Genomic DNA, 22,924 nt, shown 5'->3' on the forward strand with positions numbered 1-22,924 from the left:
CCCTGCCCTGCCCTCTTCCCGGCAAAACTCGGAATTGCCTTTCCTGTCGCAGCGGCCTGGTCCGAGATTCAGCCAGAGGCTGGCGGCATAAACTGTTGCCAGATCAAACGCGGCGCTCAGCGGGGGTTGACCAAAGCTGCAGCACCCTCCAATGTGTACGCAGGAAGCGTAGTATATGAATGCTTTGTTTATTGAACTGCCGGCATTTCAGCGATACCGAAAGGACTTCCTTGATGACGAGTTGTTCTGCGAACTGCAGATCGAGTTGCTGCAACACCCGCACGCGGGTGATCTCATTCAAGGCACCGCTGGCTTGCGCAAGATGCGTTTCGTCGATGAGCGACGCAACAAGGGCAAGCGTGGCGGGCTTAGGGTGATTTATTACTGGTGGTCCGGAGGAGCGCAGTTCTGGCTCTTTACCTTGTTCGACAAGGACCAGATGGACGACCTGCTACCGCAGCAGCGACAACAGCTCAAACAACTGCTGGAACGTGAAATCGAGGCCAGAAGACATGACCAAACGTGACATCTTTTCCGAACTGGTAGAAGGCATCGACGCCCTCACCCAGGAACGTCAGGGCAAGATCACCCTGCGCAGCCATAAAGTGAAGCTCGACAAACTGCCGCCCATTACCGCCGCCGAGGTGATGCACATCCGCCAGCAACTCAACCTCTCGCGCTCGGTATTCGCCATGTACCTGCGTACCAACACCCGCACCCTGGAAAACTGGGAACAGGGCCGCGCCACACCCAATGCCCAGGCCACGACCCTGATACGCCTGGTGGAGCGCTACCCCGACACGGTGGAGCGCCTCGCTTCGCTGGCCTGAGCAAGCAGGCACTGTTCTACGGGCAACAAAAAACCCGCACCAGGCGGGTTTCTTGTTGCAGCAAACGTCGGCTTAGTCAGCCAGACGCCAGGTAGTGCCGCCCTTGCCGTCTTCCAGGATCACACCCATTGCGGTGATCTGGTCACGGATCCGGTCGGACTCGGCCCAGTCCTTGTTGGCACGGGCCGCCAGGCGAGCCTGAATCAGCGCCTCGACTTCTGCAGCATCGACCCGGCCTTCGGCACCGGCCTGCAGGAAATCATCGGCCTCCAGTTGCAGCACGCCCAGGACGCTGGCCAGCTCTTTCAGGCGAGCCGCCAGACCGGCCGCCGCATCGACATCACTCTCGCGCAGGCGGTTGATCTCGCGCACCATTTCGAACAGCACGGCGCAGGCTTCCGGGGTGCCGAAGTCGTCGTTCATCACCTGGGTGAAACGTTCGACAAAGGCTTCACCACCGGCCGGCGCCACTTTCGGCAGGCCCTTGAGCGCGTGGTAGAAACGCTCGAGGGCGCCCTTGGCGTCCTTGAGGTTGTCTTCCGAGTAGTTGATGGCGCTGCGGTAGTGGCTGGCTACCAGCAGGTAACGCACCACTTCCGGATGGTACTTGGCGAGCACATCGCGAATGGTGAAGAAGTTGTTCAAGGACTTGGACATCTTCTCGCCATTGATGCGAATCATCCCGCAGTGCATCCACGCGTTGGCGTAGGTCTTGCCGGTGGCCGCTTCGCTCTGGGCAATTTCGTTTTCATGGTGCGGGAATTCCAGGTCGCTGCCGCCGCCATGAATGTCGAAGGTCTCGCCCAGGCAGCAGGTGGACATCACCGAGCATTCGATGTGCCAACCCGGACGTCCGGCGCCCCACGGCGACTCCCAGCTCGGCTCGCCCGGCTTGGTGGCTTTCCACAGTACAAAGTCCAGCGGGTCCTGTTTCGACTCGTCGACTTCGATCCGTGCACCAATGCGCAGATCTTCGATCTTCTTGCGCGACAGCTTGCCGTAGCCCATGAACTTGGCGACGCGGTAGTACACGTCGCCATTCCCTGGAGCATATGCGTAACCCTTGTCGATCAGGGTCTGGATCATCGTCAACATGCCCGGGATATGATCCGTGGCCCGCGGCTCCATGTCCGGTTTGAGGATGTTGAGGCGCGCCTCGTCCTCGTGCATCGCGGTGATCATGCGCTCGGTCAGCACATCGAACGGCTCGCCGTTCTCGCGGGCCCGATTGATGATCTTGTCTTCGATGTCGGTGATGTTGCGCACATAGGTCAGGTTGTAACCGCTGAACCGCAGCCAGCGGGTTACCAGGTCAAACGCCACCATGCTGCGGCCATGGCCGATGTGACAGTAGTCGTACACGGTCATCCCGCAGACATACATGCGCACATTGTTGCCATCCAGCGGCTTGAAGACTTCTTTGCTCTTGGTGAGCGTGTTGTAGATCGTAAGCACGTTAGTTCCTTGACTGAATCACTGACCCCAGGAGTCGCGCAGGGTCACAGTACGGTTGAATACCGGAGCACCTGGTTTCGAGTCCTTGATATCCGCGCAGAAGTAGCCTTCGCGCTCGAACTGGAAACGGTCTTCCGGCTGTGCGTTGCCCAGGGAGGGTTCAGCACGACAACCAGTGAGCACTTGCAGGGAGTCAGGGTTGATGTTGTCGAGGAAGCTGGCGCTGTCTTCGGCCTTTTCAGGGTTCGCCGAACGGAACAGACGATCGTACAGGCGCACTTCACACTCGACGCTGGCGGCAGCCGGCACCCAGTGAACCACGCCCTTGACCTTGCGGCCTTCAGGGTTCTTGCCCAGGGTGTCCGGATCATACGAGCAACGCAGCTCGACGATATTGCCGTCGGCATCCTTGATCGCCTCGTCGGCACGGATCACGTAGCTGCCACGCAGGCGCACTTCACCGGCCGGCTCCAGGCGCTTGTAGCCCTTTGGCGGCTCTTCCATGAAGTCGTCACGGTCGATATAGATCTCACGGGCGAATGGCAGTGCACGCACGCCCATGTCTTCTTTCGGATGACGCGGCAGTTCGAGGTTCTCGACCTGGCCTTCCGGGTAGTTGGTGATCACGACTTTCAGCGGACGCAGCACGCACATGGCGCGCGGCGCACTGTGGTCCAGATCGTCACGGATGCTGAATTCCAGCATGCCGAAGTCCACCACGCCGTCGGAACGGTTGGTGCCGATCATCTCGCAGAAGTTGCGGATGGATTGGGGCGTGTAGCCACGACGACGGAAACCCGACAGGGTCGACATGCGTGGGTCGTCCCAACCGTTGACGTGCTGCTCGTCCACCAATTGCTTGAGCTTGCGCTTGCTGGTGATGGTGTAGTTCAGGTTCAGGCGGCTGAACTCATACTGGCGCGGGTGCGCCGGTACCGGCAGGCTGTCGAGGAACCATTCGTACAGCGGGCGATGGCTTTCGAACTCCAGGGTGCAGATCGAGTGGGTGATGCCTTCGATGGCATCCGACTGGCCGTGGGTGAAGTCATAGTTCGGGTAGATGCACCACTTGTCACCGGTCTGGTGGTGGTGAGCGTGACGGATGCGATACATGATCGGGTCGCGCAGGTTCATGTTCGGCGAAGCCATGTCGATCTTGGCCCGCAGTACCCGTGCGCCATCAGCGAACTCACCGGCACGCATGCGTGCGAACCAGTCCAGGTTCTCTTCTACCGAGCGCTCGCGGAACGGGCTGTTCTTGCCCGGCTCGGTCAAGCTGCCGCGGTATTCCTTGGCTTGCTCAGGGGTCAGGTCGCAGACATAGGCCTTGCCCGCCTTGATCAGCTCCACCGCCCAGTCGTGCAACTGGTCGAAATACTGCGAGGCATAGCGCACTTCGCCGGACCATTCGAAGCCCAGCCACTTGACGTCGCTTTCGATGGCGTCGATGTATTCCTGGTCTTCCTTGGCCGGGTTGGTGTCGTCGAAACGCAGGTGAGTGACGCCGCCGAATTCCTGGGCCAGACCGAAGTTCACACAGATCGACTTGGCGTGACCGATGTGCAGGTAGCCGTTGGGCTCCGGCGGGAAGCGGGTCACGATCTGCGTGTGCTTACCCGAGTCCAGGTCCGCCTGGATGATCGGGCGCAGGAAGTTGACCGGAACGGCCGGTCCAGTCTTGGAATTCGAGGTAGGGTCGACAGTGGGCTTGCTCATAGGATCCTTGAACGTACAAGTGCGCGGCCGGATGCGGCCTGACAAATCAAAACGGATATCATAGCCGATGCTGTCAAGCGCCTGACAGAGCGGAACTTTAAAACTGCGGCGATTAATAGCCGGCAAGTGAAAAAACAGCCTCGAAATTCGTGGCTGTCACGCTAAACTGCGCTCCTTGGCTGCAGGATGGCCATACCGGCTCGGAGCACTCGCGTGTCCCGACACCCAGGATTTTCTTGAAAACGCTTTTCCTTATAAAGAGTACCGACCATGACCCAAGTCAAACTGACCACCAACCACGGCGAAATCGTGCTGGAACTGAACGCCGAGAAAGCCCCGTTGACCGTGGCCAACTTCATCGAGTACGTGAAAGCCGGTCACTATGAGAACACCGTATTTCACCGCGTCATCGGTAACTTCATGGTTCAGGGCGGCGGCTTCGAACCTGGCATGAAGGAAAAGAAAGACAAGCGCCCAAGCATCCAGAATGAAGCTGACAACGGCCTCTCCAACGACAAGTACACCGTTGCCATGGCTCGCACCATGGAGCCGCATTCGGCTTCCGCGCAGTTCTTCATCAACGTTGCCGACAATAGCTTCCTCAACCACAGCGGCAAGACCGTACAGGGCTGGGGCTATGCGGTATTCGGCAAAGTGATCGCCGGCACTGAAGTGGTCGACAAGATCAAGGGCGTGGCCACCACCATGAAGTCCGGCCACCAGGACGTACCAGCAGACGACGTGATCATCGAGAAAGCCGAGATCGTTGAGTGATATTGCTGATTTCAGATCTGCATCTGATCGATGCGCGCCCGGATATTACCCGGGCGTTTCTGGATTTACTCGGTGGGCGCGCCCGCGCCGCCGAGGCGCTGTACATCCTCGGGGACTTCTTCGAGGTATGGATCGGCGACGATGCCATGACCCCCTACCAGCTTTCCATTTGCCAGGCACTGCGCGAGCTCAGCGACAGCGGTACACAGGTATTCCTGATGCATGGCAATCGCGACTTCATGCTCGGCCAGGCCTTTTGCAAGGCGGCGGGCGCCACCCTGCTCAAAGACCCCAGCGTCGTCGACTTCTACGGTGAGCCGGTATTGCTGATGCACGGCGACAGCCTGTGCACCCGTGACGAGGCCTACATGCGCATGCGTCGTTACCTGCGCAACCCGCTGAGCCTGTGGATTCTGCGGCATCTGCCGCTGCGTACCCGGCGCAAACTGGCGCGCAAGCTGCGTAACGAGAGCCGCGCCCAGACCCGCATGAAAGCCAACGACATTGTCGACGTGACCCCGGACGAAGTGCCGCGGGTGATGCAAGAGCATGGCGTACGCACCTTGGTGCACGGCCACACCCACCGCCCGGCGATTCACAAGCTGCAGATTGGTGAGCAAGCCGCCAAGCGCATCGTGCTGGGGGACTGGGACCGTCAAGGTTGGGCGTTGCAGGTGGATGAACAGGGTTTTCAGCTGGCAGCGTTCGATTTTGTACCGACGCAACTGGCGTTGCCCGGTTCGCCCTGAACGGACGTCTTCGCTACCGTAGGAGCCGGCTTGCCGGCGAAGAGGCCAGCAAGCCTTGCACTGCCCTGTCGGACGCCTTCGCTGGCAAGCCAGCTCCTACAACAGATTCCCTACCGTAGGAGCCGGCTTGCCGGCGAAGGGGCCAGTAAGCCTTGCACTGCGCTGTCGGACGCCTTCGCTGGCAAGCCAGCTCCTACAACAGATTCCCTACCGTAGGAGCCGGCTTGCCGGCGAAGAGGCCAGAAAGCCTTGCACTGCCCTGTCGGACGCCTTCGCTGGCAAGCCAGCGCCTACAACAGATCCCCTACCGTAGGAGCCGGCTTGCCGGCGAAGGGGCCAGCAAGCCTTGCACTGCCCTGTCGGACGCCTTCGCTGGCAAGCCAGCTCCTACAACAGATTCCCTACCGTAGGAGCCGGCTTGCCGGCGAAGAGGCCGCAAGCCTTGCACTGCCCTGTCGGACGCCTTCGCTGGCAAGCCAGCGCCTACAACAGATTCCCTACCGTAGGAGCCGGCTTGCCGGCGAAGAGGCCAGAAAGCCTTGCACTGCTCTGTCGGACGCCTTCGCTGGCAAGCCAGCTCCTACAACAGATTCCCTATCGTAGGAGCCGGCTTGCCGGCGAAGGGGCCAGAAAGCCTTGCATTGCCCGGTCGCACGCCAGCGCCTGCGACGAAGACTATCAATGCCCCGCCGACGCCGGACCAGCCTTGGCGGCGAACGGCGGCTTGGCCAGCCAGACCAGCAGAATCAGCCCCATGAACACCCAGCCCAACAAGGTGAAGTAGTCCACCGTCGAGAGCATGTACGCCTGGCTGGTGAGGACTTGGTCCAGTTGTGCGTAAGCCTTGGTGCTGGCACCACCAAGATTGTTCAGTGCCTCCCGGGTGACCGGGTCGAAGGTGCTCATGCTTTCACTCATGTAGGCATGATGCTGATCCGCCCGGCGAATCCAGATCCAGGTCGTCAGCGACGCGGCAAAACTCCCGCCCAAAGTCCGCAGGAAGGTCGCCAGCCCCGCACCATCGGCAATCTGCTGTGGCGGCAGGTCCGACATCAGGATGCTCAGGGTCGGCATGAAGAACAGCGCCACGCCAATCCCCATGAACAACTGCACCAGGGCGATGTGCTGGAAATCCACTTCACTGGTAAAGCCGGCACGCATGAAGCAGCTCAACCCGATGGCCAGGAACGCCAGGCCAGCCAGCAGGCGCAGGTCGAACTTGTGGGCGTACTTGCCGACAAAGGGTGACATCAGCACCGGCAGGATACCGATCGGCGCCACCGCCAGGCCGGCCCAGGTCGCGGTGTAGCCCATCTGCGTCTGCAACCACTGCGGCAGGATCAGATTGATCCCGAAGAAGCCGGCGTAACCGCCCACCAGCACAATGGTGCCGATGCGGAAATTGCGGTGGGCGAACAGACGCAGGTTGACCACCGGATGACGATCAGTCATTTCCCAGATCACGAACACCGCCAGGGCGATCACCGAAATCAGGCTGCCGATGATGATGAAGTTGGATTCGAACCAGTCCAGATCGTTGCCCTTGTCGAGGACGATCTGCAAGGCGCCCACGCCGACGATCAGGCTCAGTAATCCGACGTAGTCCATAGGCTGACGACTGGTGAACACCGGTCGCGCCTTCAATTGCTGCCTGACTACCCACGCGGCAAACAGGCCAATTGGCACGTTGATGAAGAAGATCCACGGCCAGCTATAGCTATCGGTGATCCAGCCGCCGAGTATCGGCCCGGCAATCGGCGCCACCACTGTGACCATCGCCAGCAATGCCAGGGCCATGCCCCTTTTCGCTGGCGGATAGACAGCGATCAGCAACGTCTGGGTCATTGGGTACAGCGGCCCCGCCACCACCCCTTGCAGCACACGAAAACCCACCAACTCCGGCATCGAAGTGGCAATACCACAGAGAAACGAGGCCAGCACAAACAGGATGGTGGCCCAGATAAACAGCTTCACCTCACCGAAACGCCGGCTCAGCCAACCGGTCAGCGGCAAGGCAATCGCGTTGCTCACGGCGAACGAGGTAATGACCCAAGTGCCCTGCTCCGAACTCACCCCGAGATTACCGGAGATGGTCGGCAACGCCACGTTGGCGATGGTGGTGTCGAGCACCTGCATGAAGGTCGCCAGGGACAGGCCGATGGTACTCAGTAGCAGGCTGGGAGGCGTGAAAGACGCGTTATTGCTCATCGCGAATCCTTTGGAGCTAGGCTGGCACCCCGGCCTCTAGACGATGCCGGGGCTGACGGATTAGCGAATCAGCGCTGGGCAGTCTTGCCAATGGTCGCGCTGTTGTCGTGGATCAGGCGGGCGATCAGGGTATCGGCCTCACCCAGCTGACGGTCATATACGTTGGTGCTGAAAGAGGCTTTTTGCGGTGGCTGCTGGGCCAATACCGGGCCACTCTGATCCCGCAGGTTGACCTTCACCAGGGTCGACAGGCCGACCCGCAGCGGGTGCTTGGCCAGCTCTTCGGCATTCACGTGAATACGCACCGGCACCCGCTGCACGATCTTGATCCAGTTGCCGGTGGCGTTCTGCGCCGGCAGCAGGGCAAAGGCACTGCCAGTACCGGCGCCGAGGCTGTCGATAGTGCCGCTGTATTTCACCTCACTGCCGTAGATGTCCGCTTCGATGTCCACCGGCTGGCCAATGCGCATGTCACGCAGCTGGGTTTCCTTGAAATTGGCATCGATCCACAGCTGGTCCAGGGGAATCACCGCCATCAACGCGGTGCCCGGCTGGACCCGCTGGCCCAGTTGCACGGTGCGCTTGGCTACATAACCGGTAACCGGTGCAATCAGGGTGCTGCGGGCATTGGTCAGATAGGCCTGGCGCAGTTGCGCGGCGGCGGCCTGCACATCTGGATGGTTGGAGACCACCGTGTCATCCACCAAGGCATTGGTGGTGTTGAGTTGCTGCTGGGCATTGGCCAGGGCGTTCTGCGCCGTAGTCAGGTCATCACGTGCGTGAGACAGTTCTTCCTGGGAAATCGCCCCGCTGGCGGCCAGGTTCTTGCGCCGGCTGAAGTTATCCTGGGCTTTCTGCACCGCGGCCTTCTGCGCCGCCACTTGGGCACGCATGCCATCGACATTGCTGTACAGGCCGCGCACCTGGCGCACGGTGCGGGCCAGATTGGCCTCGGCGCTTTGCAGGCCAACCTGGGCATCATTGGGGTCGAAGTTGATCAGCACCTGGCCTTCATGCACCAGGTCACCGTCATCGGCACCAATGCTGACCACGGTACCGCTGACCAGCGGAGTAATTTCCACCACGTTGCCGTTCACATAGGCGTCGTCGGTACTTTCATTCCAGCGTCCGTAGAGTTCATGCCAGGCGAACACGCCCAGGCCGCCGAGTATGACGATGGCTGCCAGCCCCAGCAGCATGACTTTGCGCTTGCGGGAATTACCAGCGTCCGGGGTGTTTTCAGTTACTTGAGTGTCGGCGGTGGCCATGACAAATACCTCGAATTATTTAGTCTGCGGGGCTGGGGTCGAGTTGGCCGAGGCCAGGTTCTGGGTATTGAAACCGCCCCCCAACGCCTGCATCAGTTGGATCGACAGGTCAATCTGCTGAGCATTCAACGTGGCTAGCTGGCGCTGGGCCTGCAGCAGTTGCTGCTCGATGCTCAGCACGTCCAGGTAGTTGCCGATACCGGAACCGAAGCGCTGGACCACAGTGTTGTAGGAGTCCTGGGCGATATCAGTGGCGTGCTGCTGGGCAGCAATCTGCCGGCCGATATCACGCAGTTGGGAGATGCTGTCGCTGACATCTCCCAGAGCCGTGACCAGCGTCTTGTTGTACTGCGCTACGGCAAGGTCATAGTCGGCGTCCCGCGCATCCAGGCTGGCGCGTAGACGACCCCCATCGAAAATTGGCAGGGAAATCGTCGGCGCAATGCTGAAGAAACGGCTGGCGGAGCCGAACATCGCGTCCCCCAGCAACGACTCGGCACCCGCACTGGCACTCAGGTTGAGATTGGGATAGAAGCGGGTCTTGCTGGCGTCGATGCTCTTGCTCGCGGCCTCGACCCGCCAACGTGCAGCGATCAGGTCCGGGCGACGTCCCAGCAGCTCGGCAGGCAGGGTTGATGGCAACGCCACTGCGCTGGCTTGCAGCACCTTGGGCCGGGGAATGTCGTTGGTCCGGTCCGGTCCTTTGCCCAGCAACACTGCGAGGGCGATCTTGGCACTCTGCAGCTGCTTTTCAGCATCGATCAAACTGCCCTGGGCGCTGGCATCAAGACTTTCGGTCTGTTGGTACTGGTACTGGCTGTCGATCCCCGAGCTCAAGCGCCGCTGGCTCAGGTCGAGCATCTGCCGGGTACGCTTGAGGTCTTCGGCCGCCAGGTCATGGACGATGTGCGCACGTCCCAGATCGCTGTAGGCCCGGGCCACGTCGGCGGCCAGGGTCAGGCTGGCGGCCTGACGATCGACTTCCGCAGCCCGGGCCTGGCCCAACGCCGCTTCCCAGGCAGCACGCTGGCCACCCCAGAGGTCGAAGTTGTAATTGAAGCTGGCGCCGATATTGCGCACGGTGGCGTAGGTACCGCCGATGCCCGAGGGGTCTTGATCGCGGGCCAGGCGCGAACGGCTGATGCCGGCACTGGCATCCAGGGTCGGCATCCGCTCGGCATCTGCGGCATAGGCCGCTGCGCTAGCCTGATGAGCCCGGGCACTGGCGATCTGCATGTCCGGGCTGTCCCGCAGGGCTTCCTGGATCAGGCCATCGAGCTGGCTGTCGCCAAGGCTTTTCCACCAGTCACTTTGCGGCCAGGCCGCCGGCGACAGGGCCACACCGCTGAGAGACTGCCCGGCCTTGAGGCTTTTCGCTTCCAGGCTGACGCCTTCGGTGTTCAGGCCGCTGTAACTGGCACACCCGGCCAGGCTCATGGCCAGCAGCACCAGGCTGGCCCGCGTACGCAAGGTTCTACTGCTCATTTATCACCTACCCGCAATACGGTGATCGGGTCACCGGCTGCCAGCAAAATTTTCTTGAGAATCTGTTCCAGGGTCCGCAGTTCCTGGTGGGTAATAGCGCCGGCCAGCTCGTTCATCGCGTCGGCACCGATCTGCGGCAACCGGTCGGCGAGCTTCTGCCCTTCCTCCGTCAAGACAAGCTGCACCTGGCGGCGGTCACCTTCGGAGCGCCGACGGGCGAGAAAGTCCTTCTGCTCCAGGCGGTCAAGCATCCGGGTCATGGAACCACTGTCCAGGGACAGGTGGCGGCACAGCTCGGCCGGAGTATCGACGCCGAACTGGGCCATGATGATCAGCACCTTGAACTGCGCGGCGGTAATGCCGTGGGGTTCCATGTGGGTATCGAGGATCCGGTCCTTGAGCAAGGCGGCGCGCCCCAACAGCAGACCAAGGTGGCAATTGTGAAAGTCGACTGGTTCGAAGTGCTTCATCTGACCACCAATTAGCTGCCTAGGCAGGGAGAATGTGTCGAAATATTACTGCCTAAGCAGCCAATGTCAACGCAATAATTAGCATGCTATTTATTTTCACGACAAAAGGCCCAGCGCCACCGGCCTGCAAGCCGGTGGAGATCATGTTCGAGAAAGGCAAACCTGATGAATGGGTCCGTGACAAACCCTGCCGGCTGTCACCGGCGCTGATTGGCTGGGTAGCAGGCGCGGCCCTCAGGGCCTCGAAAGGCCCTGCTGGGCGGCACGCCCCGACCCCGCAGGCAGTAGCGCGTGTATCGCTACCTGCACCAGAGGCTCAAAAATCGCGTTTGTAGAAGATGTCCAGAGAGCTGGCAACGCCACTGGCGGCCTCCAGATAGACCTTCTTGCTCAGCTTGTAGCGCAAGGCGATGGTACTGGCCGGCTCGAAGACCCCAACCCCATAACGCAGGCTGAGCTTCTCGGAAATATTGCCGCTGGCCACCACACTGGTGTTGTTGCCACTGCCTTGCGTATCCAGCTGGAAATCCTGGATCCCCAGGCTCTTCGCGATGTCGCCGGTGATCTCCGAGCTGCCCATCAATCCCAGACCAAGTGCGGCCTGGGCCAGCACGTTGTTATCTTCACCTGTGGAGCTCAGTGGCCGTCCCAGCACCAGGTAGGACAGCGCCTGCTCCTGGCTCATGGCCGGCTCAGAGAAGATCTGTGTCGCCGGTTGCTCGGCACTGCCGCTCAGGCGGATGCCGGCAATCACGTCGTCAGTCTGGCGCACCGCTTCGATATCCAGGTACGGCTGGTCGATGGGGCCGGCAAACAGCAGGCGCGCACGACGCACGGTCAGGCGCTGGCCATAGGCTCGATAACGCCCGTCGTTGAGCCACAGCTCGCCGCGGGTGTCCATGTTGTCGCCAATGTGCACATGCCCCTGCAAGTTGGCGGTGAGGCCGAAGCCGGCGAAGCTGAGCTTGTCCTGACCGACTTCCACATCGATGTTCATCGCCATCGCCATGGGTTTCTTGCCCTCGTCGGTCTGCTGGCCGACGATGACCGTGTCATCGGAAACCTTGACCGTTGACGGCGGCAGTTCACGCACGGTGATCTGGCCCTTGGGAATCAGCACCTTGCCGTCGATCGCCAGCTTGTCGCCCTGCAGCGAGATCTTCAGGTCCGGAGCAACTTCCAGTGCCGCATAAGGCTCGACGGTGACGGGTAACTGCGAGCCCTTGAGGCTCAGGTCGACCATCAGCGCATGGCCCCAGGCGATGCTGCCACTGAGACTGCCCTGCCCGGCCTTGCCAGCTTTCCAGCCACCGTTGAGCTGCACGCTTTCACCGACGATCTGCGCGGTCAGTTGCAAGTCTTCGAGACTGGTAGGCAATTCGGAGCCTGAAACCTGTCCGCCACTGAGCTGCAGGTTGCCGTTGACCTGAGGTGCCAACAACCCGCCGGACAGACGACCGCTGCCGTTCAAGCTGCCACTGAGCTTCTCCACCATCGGCACGAATGGCCGCGCCACGGACAGATCAAGCCCGCTGAGACGGAACTCACCGGACAGCGGCTTGTTTTTCGGCAGCGGGTTGATCTGCGCCTGGACCATCAGCTCCCCCAGCTTGCCACCGTCGAACTGCAACTGACTGTCAATGCGTCGCGGAGTAAGGCTGGTGTTGAGTTTCAGGGCCTGATAGGGAAACTCCAGCCACTGATCCTTCTCCTTGACGCGCAAGGTACCGCCGCTGGCGTCCAGCATGATCTGGCCCTTGGGACCGCTGGCCGGCAGGTCCAGTTGCACATCGGCGTTGAGCAGGCCTTTCCAGGCAAAATCCTTGGGCAACCACTGGGCCAGACTGTCGATGGGGAAACGCTTGAGCTGATAGCGCAACTTCGGATCGGGCATCAGCCGCTGATCTTCGCCGCATAGGCTGGCATCACCACTGACCCAGCAATGGGCAGCAAAATTGATCGTGCCGTTAGCCAACCGCGCAAGCTTGGCCGGACTTTGCAACTTCCAGTCCTGGCCGCCGGTCTGCACCTCGCCACTGGCCAGGCGTCCGCGCCAATTACCCTGGTCCAGAGTACCGTCGAGTCCCAACGCCAGCTTCAACAGCGGGCCCTGCAGATCCAGTTGCAACTTCTGCGTCTTGATATCGCCCTGGCCGGCCAGGGTCAGGGTGCCGAGCTGCGTAGTGCCCGCCTGAATCCCACTGCCTTTGAGGTCGACCTGAGCCCTTTGCACACCATCGAGGCTGGCATCCAGCTTGAGGTTTTGCAGGCGGTTATCGGCAAAAGCCAATTGCTGCCCCGAGAGATTCACCTTGCCCTGTGGCGCCTTGAGCGTCCCCGCCAGATCCACCCGACCGTCAAGCTGTCCACGCAACTGCGGCCAGAGCTGGCCCAGGCGCGGCATCTTGATCTCCAACTGGCCGGCGATTTTCTGCTGCAGGCTGCCGGAGCCATTGATGCGGTTATCTCCCAGGCGGATGTCCAACGCGCTCAGATTCCATTGCTCACCGGCCCCATCGGCCTTGATCTGCAATACCGCAGGCTGCCCCCGCAAGCGCCCCTTGAGATCGAGGTTGGCGTTGAGCTTGAGTTGTTGATTTTTCATTTCACCCTGGCTGCGCAAGGGGCCGGCCAGGGTACCGGGCAACTCCGCCAGCCAATAGGCCGGGTTGATGGCTGACAGATCCAGTGCCGTATCCCAAGCCACGCCATCAGCGAACTGCAGGTTCAGATGCCCTTGGGCCTTGCCTTGTCCGGCGGTGAGCTGGAACTGCGGCAGGAAGACCTTGGTCAGGTCGCCGCTGAAAGGGCTGCTCAGGCTGAACGCTCCCGCCGGGCCGTCGAGGTCACCCTTGAAGTTACCCAGGTAATGACCATCCCGGTAAGCCACTTCCGCGTTGAAACTGCGCAGCGCCACCGCCGGCTCGTCGATCAGTGGATAGAGGCGATGCCAGGGAAAATCCAGCCAGGCAAGCTTGGCCTCGGCCGAGAAACCTGTGCTCCAGTCAAGCTGCCCGCTGAGCTTGAGGTTCTGCTTGTCGTTGGCACTCAGGTCCAGAGCGGCAATCTGTGCGCCTTTGGCGTCGACATTGCCTTGCAGCCGCAAAGCAACCGGCCCCTGCTCCGCTGGCAAACTGGCCTTGCCGTTGAGCTGATAGCCGTTTTTCAAGTCGCCGTTGCCGGTCAGCTCCAGTTGATCCAGCTGCAAGGTATCCGGCAAATCGGCGCTGGCCTTGAAACCATCGGCGGTGATGCGCACCTGCGCTGGCAGGTTTTCCACCAGAGGTTGCAGCTCACCACTCAGCTGTCCTTGCAGGTAGCCGCTGCTGTCGGCGTGGAGCTTGAGGATCTTGAGCAGGTTGCCTTCGACCTTCAGCGCCAAGGACCAGGGACCACCACCAGGAGCTGGCAAGCCGAGGGAGCCCTGGGCCGTCAACGGCCAATCGCCGCGAGGCTGCAACAGGCCGGACAGGTCCAGGCTCAGGTCATCGCGCTGCAAGTGCAGCGAATCGATCTGCAGACCCTCGGCGGACCAATGTGCCGCCAGCTGCAAACCCTTGAGTTCTTCGCTGTCGTTGAACAGCAGGCGACCAATGCGTACCTGCCCAAGCTCTATGGCCAACGGCAGGTTCAAGTCCGGCAGGCTGATAGGGCCAGAGCTTGCTTCAGTACTGGGGGGAAACTGCAGGCTGACCTGGTCAGTTTCCAGTTGTTCAATGCACAGGGTCATGCGCAACAGGCAGGCGGGGGACCAGGCAAATTTCACCCCGTTGAGTTCGACCCGGCTGCTGTCCTGCTGCCACAGCAGGTGATCGGCACTCCACTGGCCACCCAGATGGCCGTCGAAGTTGTCCAGGCTCAGCCCTGGCACCTGGCCCAAAGCCCAGCGGCTGCCGGCCTGGGTTCCCAGCACCGCGGCCAGGGCCAGAATAATCAGGATCACCAGCGCAAGGATCGCCAGCAGGGTCATCTTCAAACCACGCTTCAAAGCTCTGGCCCCATGGAAAAGTGCAAACGAATACCACCGTCATCATTCAGCGCGTGGGCCAGGTCGACCCGGATCGGTCCGACCGGCGAGACCCAGCGCACGCCGAGCCCGACGCCGGTCTTGAGGTTCGGCAGTTCGAGCTTGTTGAAGGAGTTGCCCTGGTCGACAAAGGTCGCGATCCGCCATTTCTCAGCGACGGAATACTGGTATTCGACGCTGCCAGCCACCATGTAGCGGCCACCGATGCGGTCACCGTCGGCATTTTCCGGCGACAAGGTCTGATAGTCATAACCACGGACGCTCTGGTCGCCGCCGGCAAAGAAGCGCAAGGACGGCGGAATCGACTTGTAGCCGTTGGTGGCACTGCCACCGAACTGCACACGACCGAGCAAGCGGTGATTGTCCCAGACCGTGGTCAGGCCCTTGAGCAAGACCGTGCCGTACAACAGGTTGGTATCGGAACCGACATCTTCCTTGGCCAGCTTGGTGTCGAACTGAATACGATAACCGTTGTGTGGATCAATCCGGTTGTCGCTGCGCAGGTAGGAATAACTGAGTCCTGGCATCAGCAGATTACTCAGGCCAGAGTCGTCTCCAAGACGATACTCTTCCCGCTGATACTTCAGCGAGATCACCCGCTGCCAGCCACTGGGCAACTTGCTGTGCCACTCGGGGCCCACAGTGAGCAATTTACTCAAGGTGTCGGTGCCGGCGATCTCTTCGTTCTGGTAACCGCCGGCAAACCGCAGTTTGTCGGTCAAGGGTGGATCCAGGGGGATGTCGTACCACAGGCCGACGTTCTGCCGGGGCGCAGAGACTTCGGCTTCCCAGCCATAACTGTGCCCCTGGGGATTGACCCAGTGCCGAGTCCAGTTGGCTTTGACCCGCGGTCCCACGTCAGTGGAGTAACCCAAGCCAAGCCCCATGGTCCGGGGCTTGCGGGTTTCCAGTTGGACCGCCACCGGGATCACTTCGTGCTCGGCGGCCGTGGGTGCAGCATCTACCCGTACACCCTCGAAATAACCACTGGATTGCAAGGCCTGGTTGAGTTCGGCGATCAGTTCGGAGTCGTAGGGCGCGCCGGTCTTGAACGGCACCATGCGCCGCAGCAAGTCTTCATCAAACAATGAGTCCCCGGTAAAACTGACCTTGCCCAAGGCATAACGCGGACCACTGTCATAGACCAGGTCGATGTCCGCCACCCCAGCCAAGGGATCCACCGACAGTTGCTGGCGGGTGAAGCGTCCGCTGAAAAAGCCATAGCGCGAGGCCTGGTTCTGGATCAGCCGCTTGGCATCCTCGTAACGGCCATGATTGAGCACCGCACCGGGCTTGAGCTGATCGCTGTCGGGGGTGCGGAAAGACTTGAGAGAGGCTGCAGGGCCTTCAACGCGGATCGTCACATTGCGCAGATGCACCGGCTCGCCGGGATCAATACGCAGCAGCAACCGGGGTTTTTCGCCGCCACGCACTTCGCTCTCGATGTGCGGCTGGTAGTAGCCCAGGGCCTGGACAGCTTTCTTCGCCTGCTCCTCGGCACCCCGACTGAACCGCAGCAGGGCTTCTTCATCGCGATCACCGACACCACCAATGTAACCCTCCACATTGGCCTTCAGCTCGTCGTTGGCGGGCTTTACCCTGACATCCAATTCGCTCTGCGCCAGCGCCGCACAGCTTGTGAACAACAGCAAAAAGCCGCTGGTAAATCTTCCTGGAAACTTCATAGGCGCGGATGCTATCACGAGCGTGGGAGGGCGATAGAGCGCTCAAGTGCAAGGAAAGTTCGATATCAGCTTGTTGCTCTTTGTAAGCAGCGCGGATTCGAGTGGAAGAATACGTGCTCACGGACCGGTCCTACTGCGATCTCACCGATTTCCTCATAACCCTGACGCTTATAGAACTCCAGGTAACGCGGATTGCCCGTGTCCAGCACCACACCCTGGGAATGTTCGTCCACCGCGCACCAGTTGTGCACTGCCTCCAGCAGCTGTTCGCCGAAATGCTGGCCCTGAAACTGCGGGTGCACCCCCAATAACGGCAGCATATGCACCGCATCGCCCGGCACGCAGGCCTGCACGGCATCGTGGTACTCCAGATAGCGCCGCGTGCAGCGAAACCCTGTGCTCAAGACCATGCGCAGCCGCCAGGCCCAGCTTTCGGTAATGCCCAGGCGGCGTTGTGGCGGAGCGATCAGGGCAATGCCGATCAGTCGGTCATTGACCAACAGGCCCAGCGCCGGCAGTTCTTGAAGAAAATGCTGCTTCACCAGTTCACGTACCGTAGCTCGTACCCGCTGTTCGTAACCGGTGCGCTCGGATTCGAAAATGAAGCCGAAGGTCGGCTCATGGCGATAAGCCTGGTACAGCAGCGAGCGTGCTTCGCGGGAATAGCCGCTGTCGAGCATATGGATATCGGCGATGGCATTGGAGGTATCAGGCATGGCGGTCACTCTCCCCTGGACCCGGCTCAAATGGCCGCGCTCTTGTTATTACGAGCCTTGCGCGTCGCTGATCGTTCCCGCGCTCAAGGACATTAGCAGCGCATCCGCAGCACCGCCACGCTGGTCGACCCGAACGTTGTCAGCTAGCATCGCTGTTTTGCCAGGACCGCCGACCATGAAGATCGTCTCGTTCAATATCAACGGGCTGCGCGCCCGCCCCCATCAGTTGGCGGCGCTGATCGACAAACACCAGCCAGATGTGATCGGCCTGCAGGAAACCAAGGTCTCCGACGAGCAGTTCCCCCTGGCCGACGTCCAGGCCCTGGGCTACCACGTGCACTACCACGGCCAGAAGGGTCACTACGGTGTCGCCCTGCTCTCGCGCCAGGAACCACTGGCCTTGCATAAAGGCTTCGAAGGCGATGACGAAGACGCCCAGCGCCGTTTCATCTGGGGTACTTTCGCCGATGCCAACGGCACGCCGGTGACCATCATGAACGGCTACTTCCCCCAGGGCGAAAGCCGCGACCACCCCACCAAGTTCCCGGCCAAGGAGCGTTTCTACAACGACCTGCAGCAACTGCTGGAAAGCCGCTTCAGCAATGACCAGCCTCTGGTGGTCATGGGTGATGTGAACATTTCCCCGGAAGACTGCGACATCGGCATCGGCGCCGAGAATGCCAAGCGCTGGCTGAAGACGGGCAAGTGCAGTTTCCTGCCGGAAGAGCGCGAGTGGATGGCGCGCCTGAAGAACTGGGGCCTGGTGGACAGTTTCCGTCACCTCAACCCTGAGGTGAACGATCGCTTCAGCTGGTTCGACTACCGCAGCCGCGGCTTCGAGGACGAACCCAAGCGCGGCCTGCGCATCGACCTGATCATGGCGTCCCGGGGCCTACTGCCGCGGGTCAAGGATGCCGGGGTCGACTATGAGCTGCGCGGCATGGAAAAGCCTTCGGACCATGCACCGATCTGGCTCGAACTGAGCTGATCGACAGACACAAAAAAGCCCATCTGCCGATGGGCTTTTTTTATTACCGGTTAGAGCTGTACGTGCTCCACCCGATCAGTCTTGCCGGCTGCGGCGATAGCACCAATGGCGCTCTCGAGGGCTGGCTCCGAATCGTACAAGTGACTGACCAGAATCACTTCCTTGCCAGACTTGAGCTTGAAAAAAGGTTTGCCGCCCGAGGAAATTTTCTTGACGTAACGCTCAGGAGAAGCGCAGTGTGCGCGGAACAGACCGAGAGCAGCCTCGGCACTGTCCCGGCAAGGGTAGCGGTCGCTTTGAAGCATGGTCTGCGCCTCCTTTGTCTTCAGCAAGAATCTGCAGGCACCACTGCCATACTGCTTCAGCTCGAACCAGGCACTCATTTGTAACTCCTTTGAACACTACGAAATAGCAGCTCAACACTGCCGAGGCATCCGCGGGGATGACGCGTTGGCAGTCGCCCCCAATCCCCGCCAGACAAAGTTGCCCACTCTACGCATCGCCCAAAGACTGGTCTTTAGGATAAGTCTCAAAAAATCTAGAGAAAACAGCTATTTATGATGTAGGACTTTCGCCATTTCTTGCCAGAAAGTGCCGCCCGTCACATCCCTGTCACCTCCCTGACTTAATCTCGCCAGCACTCCCCTCTTCCCTATACAGAAGGCCAGTGCCACCATGCCCCGCGCTTCCACCGTCAGCGAACGAGATATCTGGTGCCGGACCATCAGCCTGTTTCTGATTGGCTTCGTTTGCTACGCCCTGCCCTGGTCGGTCTTCGCCGCTTTGCCGCTGGCAGCGGAAAATACCGCGGTGTTGCGCATCCAGGGCTCCAACACCATTGGCGCCCGACTCGGCCCGGAGCTGGTCAAGGGACTGATGGAGCAACAGGGATTGCGCGATGTCAGGATCGAAGCCAGTAGCAAGGACAATGAACAACAAGTCGTTGGAGAGACCACACAGGGTCGCGCGGTCCGGATAGACGTTGCCGCCCATGGTTCAAGTACAGGCTTTACCGCCCTGAAAAATGCCCGGGCCGACCTTGCCGCGTCCTCGCGGCCGATCAAGGACAGCGAGTTGGTAGAACTGGAAAGCCTGGGTGACCTGAAAAGCCCCAGCGCCGAACAGGTGATTGCCATCGACGGACTGGCGATCATCCTGCATCCGCACAATCCACTGAGCCAACTGAGCACCGAACAACTGGCCCGACTGTTCAGCGGCGAGGTCAAGACCTGGGAAGAACTGGGGGGCATTGGCGGAGCGATACATCTATATGCCCGGGATGATCAATCCGGCACCTACGATACCTTCAAGGAACTGGTGCTCAGCCGTCGCGGCAAGGCCTTGAGCACCACCGCCAAACGCTTCGAATCCAGCGAACAGCTATCCGACGCGGTGAGCCAAGACCCCCAAGGCATTGGCTTTATCGGCCTGCCCTACGTACGCCTGGCCAAGGCCGTGGCCATCGTCGACGGTGACTCGCAGCCCATGCTGCCGCTCAACAGCCTGATCGCTACCGAGGATTACCCGCTGTCACGGCGCCTGTACCTGTACTTGCCACCCAACGGACAGAATCCCTGGGCCGAGGCACTGGTGAATTTTGCCCAGAGCACCAAAGGGCAATCCATCGTCGCCACCAATGGTTTTATCGCCCAGAGCGTGCAGGCCATGAGCGTGGTTCCCAGCCCGCAGATGCCCGAGGCCTATCAAGCGCTGAGCCGAGAGGCGCAACGCCTGACGGTGAACTTTCGCTTTGAGGAAGGCAGCGCCAACCTCGACAACAAGGCGCGCCAGGACCTGAACCGAGTACTGGACTACCTTCGCCAGCACGGCAAGATGAACCGGCAGGTCACTCTCGCCGGGTTCGGCGATACCAAGGATGACACTGCACGCGCAGCCCTGCTGTCCAAACTACGGGCCATGGCAGTGCGTCGGGAATTGGTGAAAAGCGGCGTGGTGTTTCGCGATATTCGTGGGTTCGGTGCACAGCTGCCAGTAGCGGCCAACAACGTCGACGAGGGGCGGATCAAGAACCGGCGGGTAGAGGTCTGGGTGTACTGAACACCATGCAACCGACCTACCATGGGCAGCGCCTGGCAGGCCGACCGCATGACCATCAATGCCCGCTGCGCAACAACTCCTTGGGCACATACTTGCCGATTTCGTATTTGCCGATCGCCGCACGGTGCACCTCATCCGGGCCATCCGCCAGACGCAGGGTCCGCTGCATCGCGTACATATAAGCCAGAGGGAAGTCGTTGGATACCCCGGCCCCACCGTGAATCTGGATCGCCCGATCGATCACCCGCAAGGCAACGTTTGGCGCTACCACCTTGATCTGCGCAATCTCGCTCTTGGCCACCTTGTTACCCACAGTGTCCATCATGTAGGCCGCCTTGAGAGTCAGCAGCCGGGCCATGTCGATCTCCATCCGCGAGTCGGCGATCTTGTCGATGTTGCCGCCCAAACGTGCCAGAGGCTTACCGAACGCAGTGCGGTTCACCGAACGCTTGCACATCAGTTCCAGCGCCCGCTCGGCCATGCCGACAGAGCGCATGCAGTGATGAATCCGGCCTGGGCCAAGGCGACCCTGGGCGATTTCGAAACCACGGCCCTCCCCCAGCAACACGTTTTCGTACGGTACACGCACGTTCTCAAACAACACCTCGGCATGACCGTGAGGCGCATCGTCGTAGCCAAACACCGGCAGCGGACGCACAATTTTCACCCCCGGCGTGTCCACCGGTACCAGGATCATCGAGTGCTGCTGATGGCGCGGTGCATCCGGGCTGCTCAACCCCATGAAGATCAGGATCTTGCAGCGCGGGTCACAGGCCCCCGAGGTCCACCATTTCTTGCCGTTGATCACCCATTCGTTACCATCGCGCACCGCACGGGCAGCCATGTTGGTGGCGTCGGACGAGGCCACGTCCGGCTCGGTCATGGCAAAGGCGGAACGGATCTCGCCACGCAGCAACGGCTCCAGCCAACACTGCTTCTGTTCTTCGCTGGCATAGCGCACCAGCACTTCCATATTTCCAGTATCCGGTGCCGAGCAGTTGAACGGCTCGGGCCCCAGCAGCGAACGACCCATGATTTCCGCCAGCGGCGCGTACTCAAGGTTGGTCAGGCCGGCACCCAGCTCCGACTCAGGCAGAAACAAATTCCACAGGCCCTCGTCCTTGGCCTTGAGCTTGAGCTCTTCCATGATTGCGGTGGGCTGCCAGCGATCACCTTCAGCAACCTGACGCTCGAAGACCGCTTCAGCCGGATAAACATAGGCATCCATGAACGCGGTCACGCGCTCACGCAGTTCCTGAACCTTGGGGGAATAGGCGAATTCCATGGGCAGCTCTACCTTTGTGAAGAACAGGTGTAGGGGGGACTGAAATCGATGCTAGATCAGCTACGAAAATTTACCTAGCCTATTCTCGGCGTGTATTAACATTCATCACCGATATATGATCGGCTGATTTCACAGGCTTCCGAGCCTACCTCGCAGGCCCTAACAATAAGAGCGCAGCGCCATGAATCTGAGCAAGGTCGACCTCAACCTCTTTATCGTTTTCGACGCGATCTACACCGAAGCCAACCTGACCCGCGCCGGGCAGATCGTCGGCATCACCCAGCCGGCGGTGTCCAATGCCCTGGCACGTCTGCGTGAGACCTTCAATGACCCGCTGTTCGTCAGGACCGCCCAGGGCATGGTGCCTACCCCCATGGCGCAGAACATCATCGGCCCGGTGCGCAACGCCTTATCACTGCTCAGGGTGTCGGTGCAGGAAAGCCGGATTTTCAACCCGCTGCAAGCGGTCAAGACCTACCGCATCAGCATGACCGATCTGACCGAGGCGGTGATCCTGCCGCCACTGTTCCAACGCCTGCGGCGCCTGGCGCCGGCGGTGATCATCGAGAGCTTCCTTTCCAAGCGCCGGGAAACCACCAAGGAACTGGCCGCCGGACGCCTGGACTTCGCCGTGGACGCCCCCCTCAACACCGACCCTCAGGTGCGCCACGTCAAGCTCATGGAGGACCGTTATGTCTGCGCCATGCGCAAGGGCCATCCCCTGGCGGGCAAGGAAAAGTTCACCCTGGACGATTACCTGTCCCTGACCCACATTCATATCTCCAGCCGCCGCAGCGGCCTGGGCCATGTCGACCTGGCCCTGGGCAAGATGGGCATCCAGCGCAAGATCGCCCTGCGTTCCCAGCATTACCTGATGGCCTCACAAGTGCTGCAGCAAACCGACATGGTGATGACCGTGCCGGAACGCTTTGCCCGACGCCATGAGCTGCATGCCTTCAATCTTCCGGTCAACGACGTACCGCCGGTGGAGACCCACCTCTATTGGCACGAAAGCACCGACCAGGACCCGGCCAACCGCTGGATGCGCGAACAGATGATCGAGTTGTGCCAGCAGGTCAGCGCCTATGAGAAAAAGCTCGACCTGCAGGCAGGTTGATCGCCCTTCGCTGGCAAACCGGCTCCTATGAAGATCGGCAGGAGCCGAAGGCGATCAGCGCAGGCTTCTTGACGTATACGTCAACCTGCCTTT

General features: G+C 60.7%; 18 protein-coding genes. 7 read left to right on the forward strand and 11 right to left on the reverse strand.

Annotated elements, in window-relative coordinates:
• Nucleotides 1-175: 175 nt before the first annotated feature.
• Together GV818_RS14565 and GV818_RS14570 are read left to right on the forward strand one after the other, a co-directional pair.
• Nucleotides 176-526 (forward strand): toxin, encoded by a 351-nt coding sequence (locus GV818_RS14565; protein WP_161757438.1) that lies wholly within the window; start codon nucleotides 176-178, stop codon nucleotides 524-526.
• On the forward strand, nucleotides 513-830 hold the full coding sequence (locus GV818_RS14570; RefSeq protein WP_161757437.1) for a helix-turn-helix domain-containing protein: 318 nt from the start codon (nucleotides 513-515) through the stop codon (nucleotides 828-830). The genes GV818_RS14565 and GV818_RS14570 overlap by 14 nt, the downstream gene beginning before the upstream one ends.
• A gap of 72 nt (nucleotides 831-902) precedes the next feature.
• Here GV818_RS14570 and cysS read toward each other — a convergent pair whose 3' ends face one another.
• Both cysS and GV818_RS14580 read right to left on the reverse strand, forming a co-directional pair.
• Nucleotides 903-2,285 (reverse strand): cysteine--tRNA ligase, encoded by a 1,383-nt coding sequence (gene cysS / locus GV818_RS14575; RefSeq protein WP_161757436.1) that lies wholly within the window; start codon nucleotides 2,283-2,285, stop codon nucleotides 903-905.
• A gap of 18 nt (nucleotides 2,286-2,303) precedes the next feature.
• Nucleotides 2,304-4,001: a glutamine--tRNA ligase/YqeY domain fusion protein gene (locus GV818_RS14580; RefSeq protein ID WP_161757435.1), complete on the reverse strand. Its 1,698-nt coding sequence runs from the start codon at nucleotides 3,999-4,001 to the stop codon at nucleotides 2,304-2,306.
• Nucleotides 4,002-4,271: 270 nt separating this feature from the next.
• Here GV818_RS14580 and GV818_RS14585 point away from each other — a divergent pair, with 270 nt between their 5' ends.
• Both GV818_RS14585 and lpxH read left to right on the forward strand, forming a co-directional pair.
• On the forward strand, nucleotides 4,272-4,775 hold the full coding sequence (locus tag GV818_RS14585) for a peptidylprolyl isomerase (protein ID WP_161757434.1): 504 nt from the start codon (nucleotides 4,272-4,274) through the stop codon (nucleotides 4,773-4,775).
• A complete protein-coding gene (lpxH, locus tag GV818_RS14590) occupies nucleotides 4,772-5,524 on the forward strand; it encodes a UDP-2,3-diacylglucosamine diphosphatase (RefSeq protein ID WP_161757433.1) in 753 nt (250 codons plus the stop codon). Before GV818_RS14585 ends, lpxH begins: the two co-directional genes overlap by 4 nt.
• 678 nt (nucleotides 5,525-6,202) lie before the next feature.
• Here the strand turns inward: lpxH and GV818_RS14595 are convergent.
• From GV818_RS14595 to GV818_RS14625, 7 genes are all read right to left on the reverse strand, one after another.
• On the reverse strand, nucleotides 6,203-7,732 hold the full coding sequence (locus GV818_RS14595) for a DHA2 family efflux MFS transporter permease subunit (protein ID WP_161757432.1): 1,530 nt from the start codon (nucleotides 7,730-7,732) through the stop codon (nucleotides 6,203-6,205).
• Nucleotides 7,733-7,800: 68 nt separating this feature from the next.
• Nucleotides 7,801-9,000 carry an efflux RND transporter periplasmic adaptor subunit gene (locus tag GV818_RS14600; protein ID WP_161776872.1) on the reverse strand — a complete coding sequence of 400 codons (1,200 nt, stop codon included), beginning with the start codon at nucleotides 8,998-9,000 and terminating at the stop codon, nucleotides 7,801-7,803.
• A gap of 15 nt (nucleotides 9,001-9,015) precedes the next feature.
• A complete protein-coding gene (locus GV818_RS14605) occupies nucleotides 9,016-10,485 on the reverse strand; it encodes an efflux transporter outer membrane subunit (protein WP_161776873.1) in 1,470 nt (489 codons plus the stop codon).
• A complete protein-coding gene (locus GV818_RS14610) occupies nucleotides 10,482-10,955 on the reverse strand; it encodes a MarR family winged helix-turn-helix transcriptional regulator (protein WP_161757429.1) in 474 nt (157 codons plus the stop codon). Before GV818_RS14610 ends, GV818_RS14605 begins: the two co-directional genes overlap by 4 nt.
• Before the next feature lie 316 nt (nucleotides 10,956-11,271).
• Entirely contained in the window at nucleotides 11,272-14,943 is a 3,672-nt protein-coding gene (locus tag GV818_RS14615; RefSeq protein ID WP_161757428.1) for a translocation/assembly module TamB domain-containing protein, read from the reverse strand.
• Nucleotides 14,940-16,667 (reverse strand): autotransporter assembly complex protein TamA, encoded by a 1,728-nt coding sequence (locus GV818_RS14620; protein WP_161757427.1) that lies wholly within the window; start codon nucleotides 16,665-16,667, stop codon nucleotides 14,940-14,942. The genes GV818_RS14615 and GV818_RS14620 overlap by 4 nt, the downstream gene beginning before the upstream one ends.
• A gap of 65 nt (nucleotides 16,668-16,732) precedes the next feature.
• Complete coding sequence (locus GV818_RS14625; protein ID WP_161757426.1) at nucleotides 16,733-17,383, reverse strand: GNAT family N-acetyltransferase; 651 nt, start codon at nucleotides 17,381-17,383, stop codon at nucleotides 16,733-16,735.
• A gap of 175 nt (nucleotides 17,384-17,558) precedes the next feature.
• Between GV818_RS14625 and xthA the strand changes: the two genes are divergently transcribed.
• On the forward strand, nucleotides 17,559-18,371 hold the full coding sequence (xthA, locus tag GV818_RS14630) for an exodeoxyribonuclease III (RefSeq protein ID WP_161757425.1): 813 nt from the start codon (nucleotides 17,559-17,561) through the stop codon (nucleotides 18,369-18,371).
• 50 nt (nucleotides 18,372-18,421) lie between these two features.
• On the opposite strand, the gene GV818_RS14635 is transcribed toward xthA, so the two are convergent.
• Nucleotides 18,422-18,754, reverse strand: coding sequence for a DUF1508 domain-containing protein (locus tag GV818_RS14635; RefSeq protein ID WP_161757424.1), 333 nt, complete (start codon nucleotides 18,752-18,754; stop codon nucleotides 18,422-18,424).
• Between the two features lie 292 nt (nucleotides 18,755-19,046).
• On the opposite strand from GV818_RS14635, the gene GV818_RS14640 reads away from it, so the two are divergent.
• On the forward strand, nucleotides 19,047-20,429 hold the full coding sequence (locus tag GV818_RS14640) for a substrate-binding domain-containing protein (RefSeq protein WP_161757423.1): 1,383 nt from the start codon (nucleotides 19,047-19,049) through the stop codon (nucleotides 20,427-20,429).
• 55 nt (nucleotides 20,430-20,484) lie between these two features.
• On the opposite strand, the gene GV818_RS14645 is transcribed toward GV818_RS14640, so the two are convergent.
• Nucleotides 20,485-21,714, reverse strand: coding sequence for an acyl-CoA dehydrogenase (locus tag GV818_RS14645; protein ID WP_161757422.1), 1,230 nt, complete (start codon nucleotides 21,712-21,714; stop codon nucleotides 20,485-20,487).
• Nucleotides 21,715-21,895: 181 nt separating this feature from the next.
• On the opposite strand from GV818_RS14645, the gene GV818_RS14650 reads away from it, so the two are divergent.
• Nucleotides 21,896-22,831, forward strand: a complete 936-nt coding sequence (locus GV818_RS14650; RefSeq protein ID WP_161757421.1) for a LysR family transcriptional regulator — start codon at nucleotides 21,896-21,898, stop codon at nucleotides 22,829-22,831.
• The last annotated feature ends 93 nt before the right edge of the window (nucleotides 22,832-22,924 follow it).

The organism is Pseudomonas sp. Fl4BN1 (genome assembly GCF_009908285.1).
Taxonomy (GTDB): Bacteria; Pseudomonadota; Gammaproteobacteria; order Pseudomonadales; family Pseudomonadaceae; genus Aquipseudomonas.

Excerpts from the sequence above, each read along its gene's own strand:
- GV818_RS14565 (WP_161757438.1), top strand. The coding sequence starts at position 176 with ATGAATGCTTTGTTTATTGAACTGCCGGCATTTCAGCGATACCGAAAG.
- GV818_RS14570 (WP_161757437.1), top strand. The coding sequence starts at position 513 with ATGACCAAACGTGACATCTTTTCCGAACTGGTAGAAGGCATCGACGCC.
- GV818_RS14580 (WP_161757435.1), bottom strand. The coding sequence starts at position 4,001 with ATGAGCAAGCCCACTGTCGACCCTACCTCGAATTCCAAGACTGGACCG.
- GV818_RS14585 (WP_161757434.1), top strand. The coding sequence starts at position 4,272 with ATGACCCAAGTCAAACTGACCACCAACCACGGCGAAATCGTGCTGGAA.
- GV818_RS14595 (WP_161757432.1), bottom strand. The coding sequence starts at position 7,732 with ATGAGCAATAACGCGTCTTTCACGCCTCCCAGCCTGCTACTGAGTACC.
- GV818_RS14600 (WP_161776872.1), bottom strand. The coding sequence starts at position 9,000 with ATGGCCACCGCCGACACTCAAGTAACTGAAAACACCCCGGACGCTGGT.
- GV818_RS14605 (WP_161776873.1), bottom strand. The coding sequence starts at position 10,485 with ATGAGCAGTAGAACCTTGCGTACGCGGGCCAGCCTGGTGCTGCTGGCC.
- GV818_RS14610 (WP_161757429.1), bottom strand. The coding sequence starts at position 10,955 with ATGAAGCACTTCGAACCAGTCGACTTTCACAATTGCCACCTTGGTCTG.
- GV818_RS14620 (WP_161757427.1), bottom strand. The coding sequence starts at position 16,667 with ATGAAGTTTCCAGGAAGATTTACCAGCGGCTTTTTGCTGTTGTTCACA.
- GV818_RS14625 (WP_161757426.1), bottom strand. The coding sequence starts at position 17,383 with ATGCCTGATACCTCCAATGCCATCGCCGATATCCATATGCTCGACAGC.
- xthA (WP_161757425.1), top strand. The coding sequence starts at position 17,559 with ATGAAGATCGTCTCGTTCAATATCAACGGGCTGCGCGCCCGCCCCCAT.
- GV818_RS14635 (WP_161757424.1), bottom strand. The coding sequence starts at position 18,754 with ATGAGTGCCTGGTTCGAGCTGAAGCAGTATGGCAGTGGTGCCTGCAGA.
- GV818_RS14640 (WP_161757423.1), top strand. The coding sequence starts at position 19,047 with ATGCCCCGCGCTTCCACCGTCAGCGAACGAGATATCTGGTGCCGGACC.
- GV818_RS14645 (WP_161757422.1), bottom strand. The coding sequence starts at position 21,714 with ATGGAATTCGCCTATTCCCCCAAGGTTCAGGAACTGCGTGAGCGCGTG.
- GV818_RS14650 (WP_161757421.1), top strand. The coding sequence starts at position 21,896 with ATGAATCTGAGCAAGGTCGACCTCAACCTCTTTATCGTTTTCGACGCG.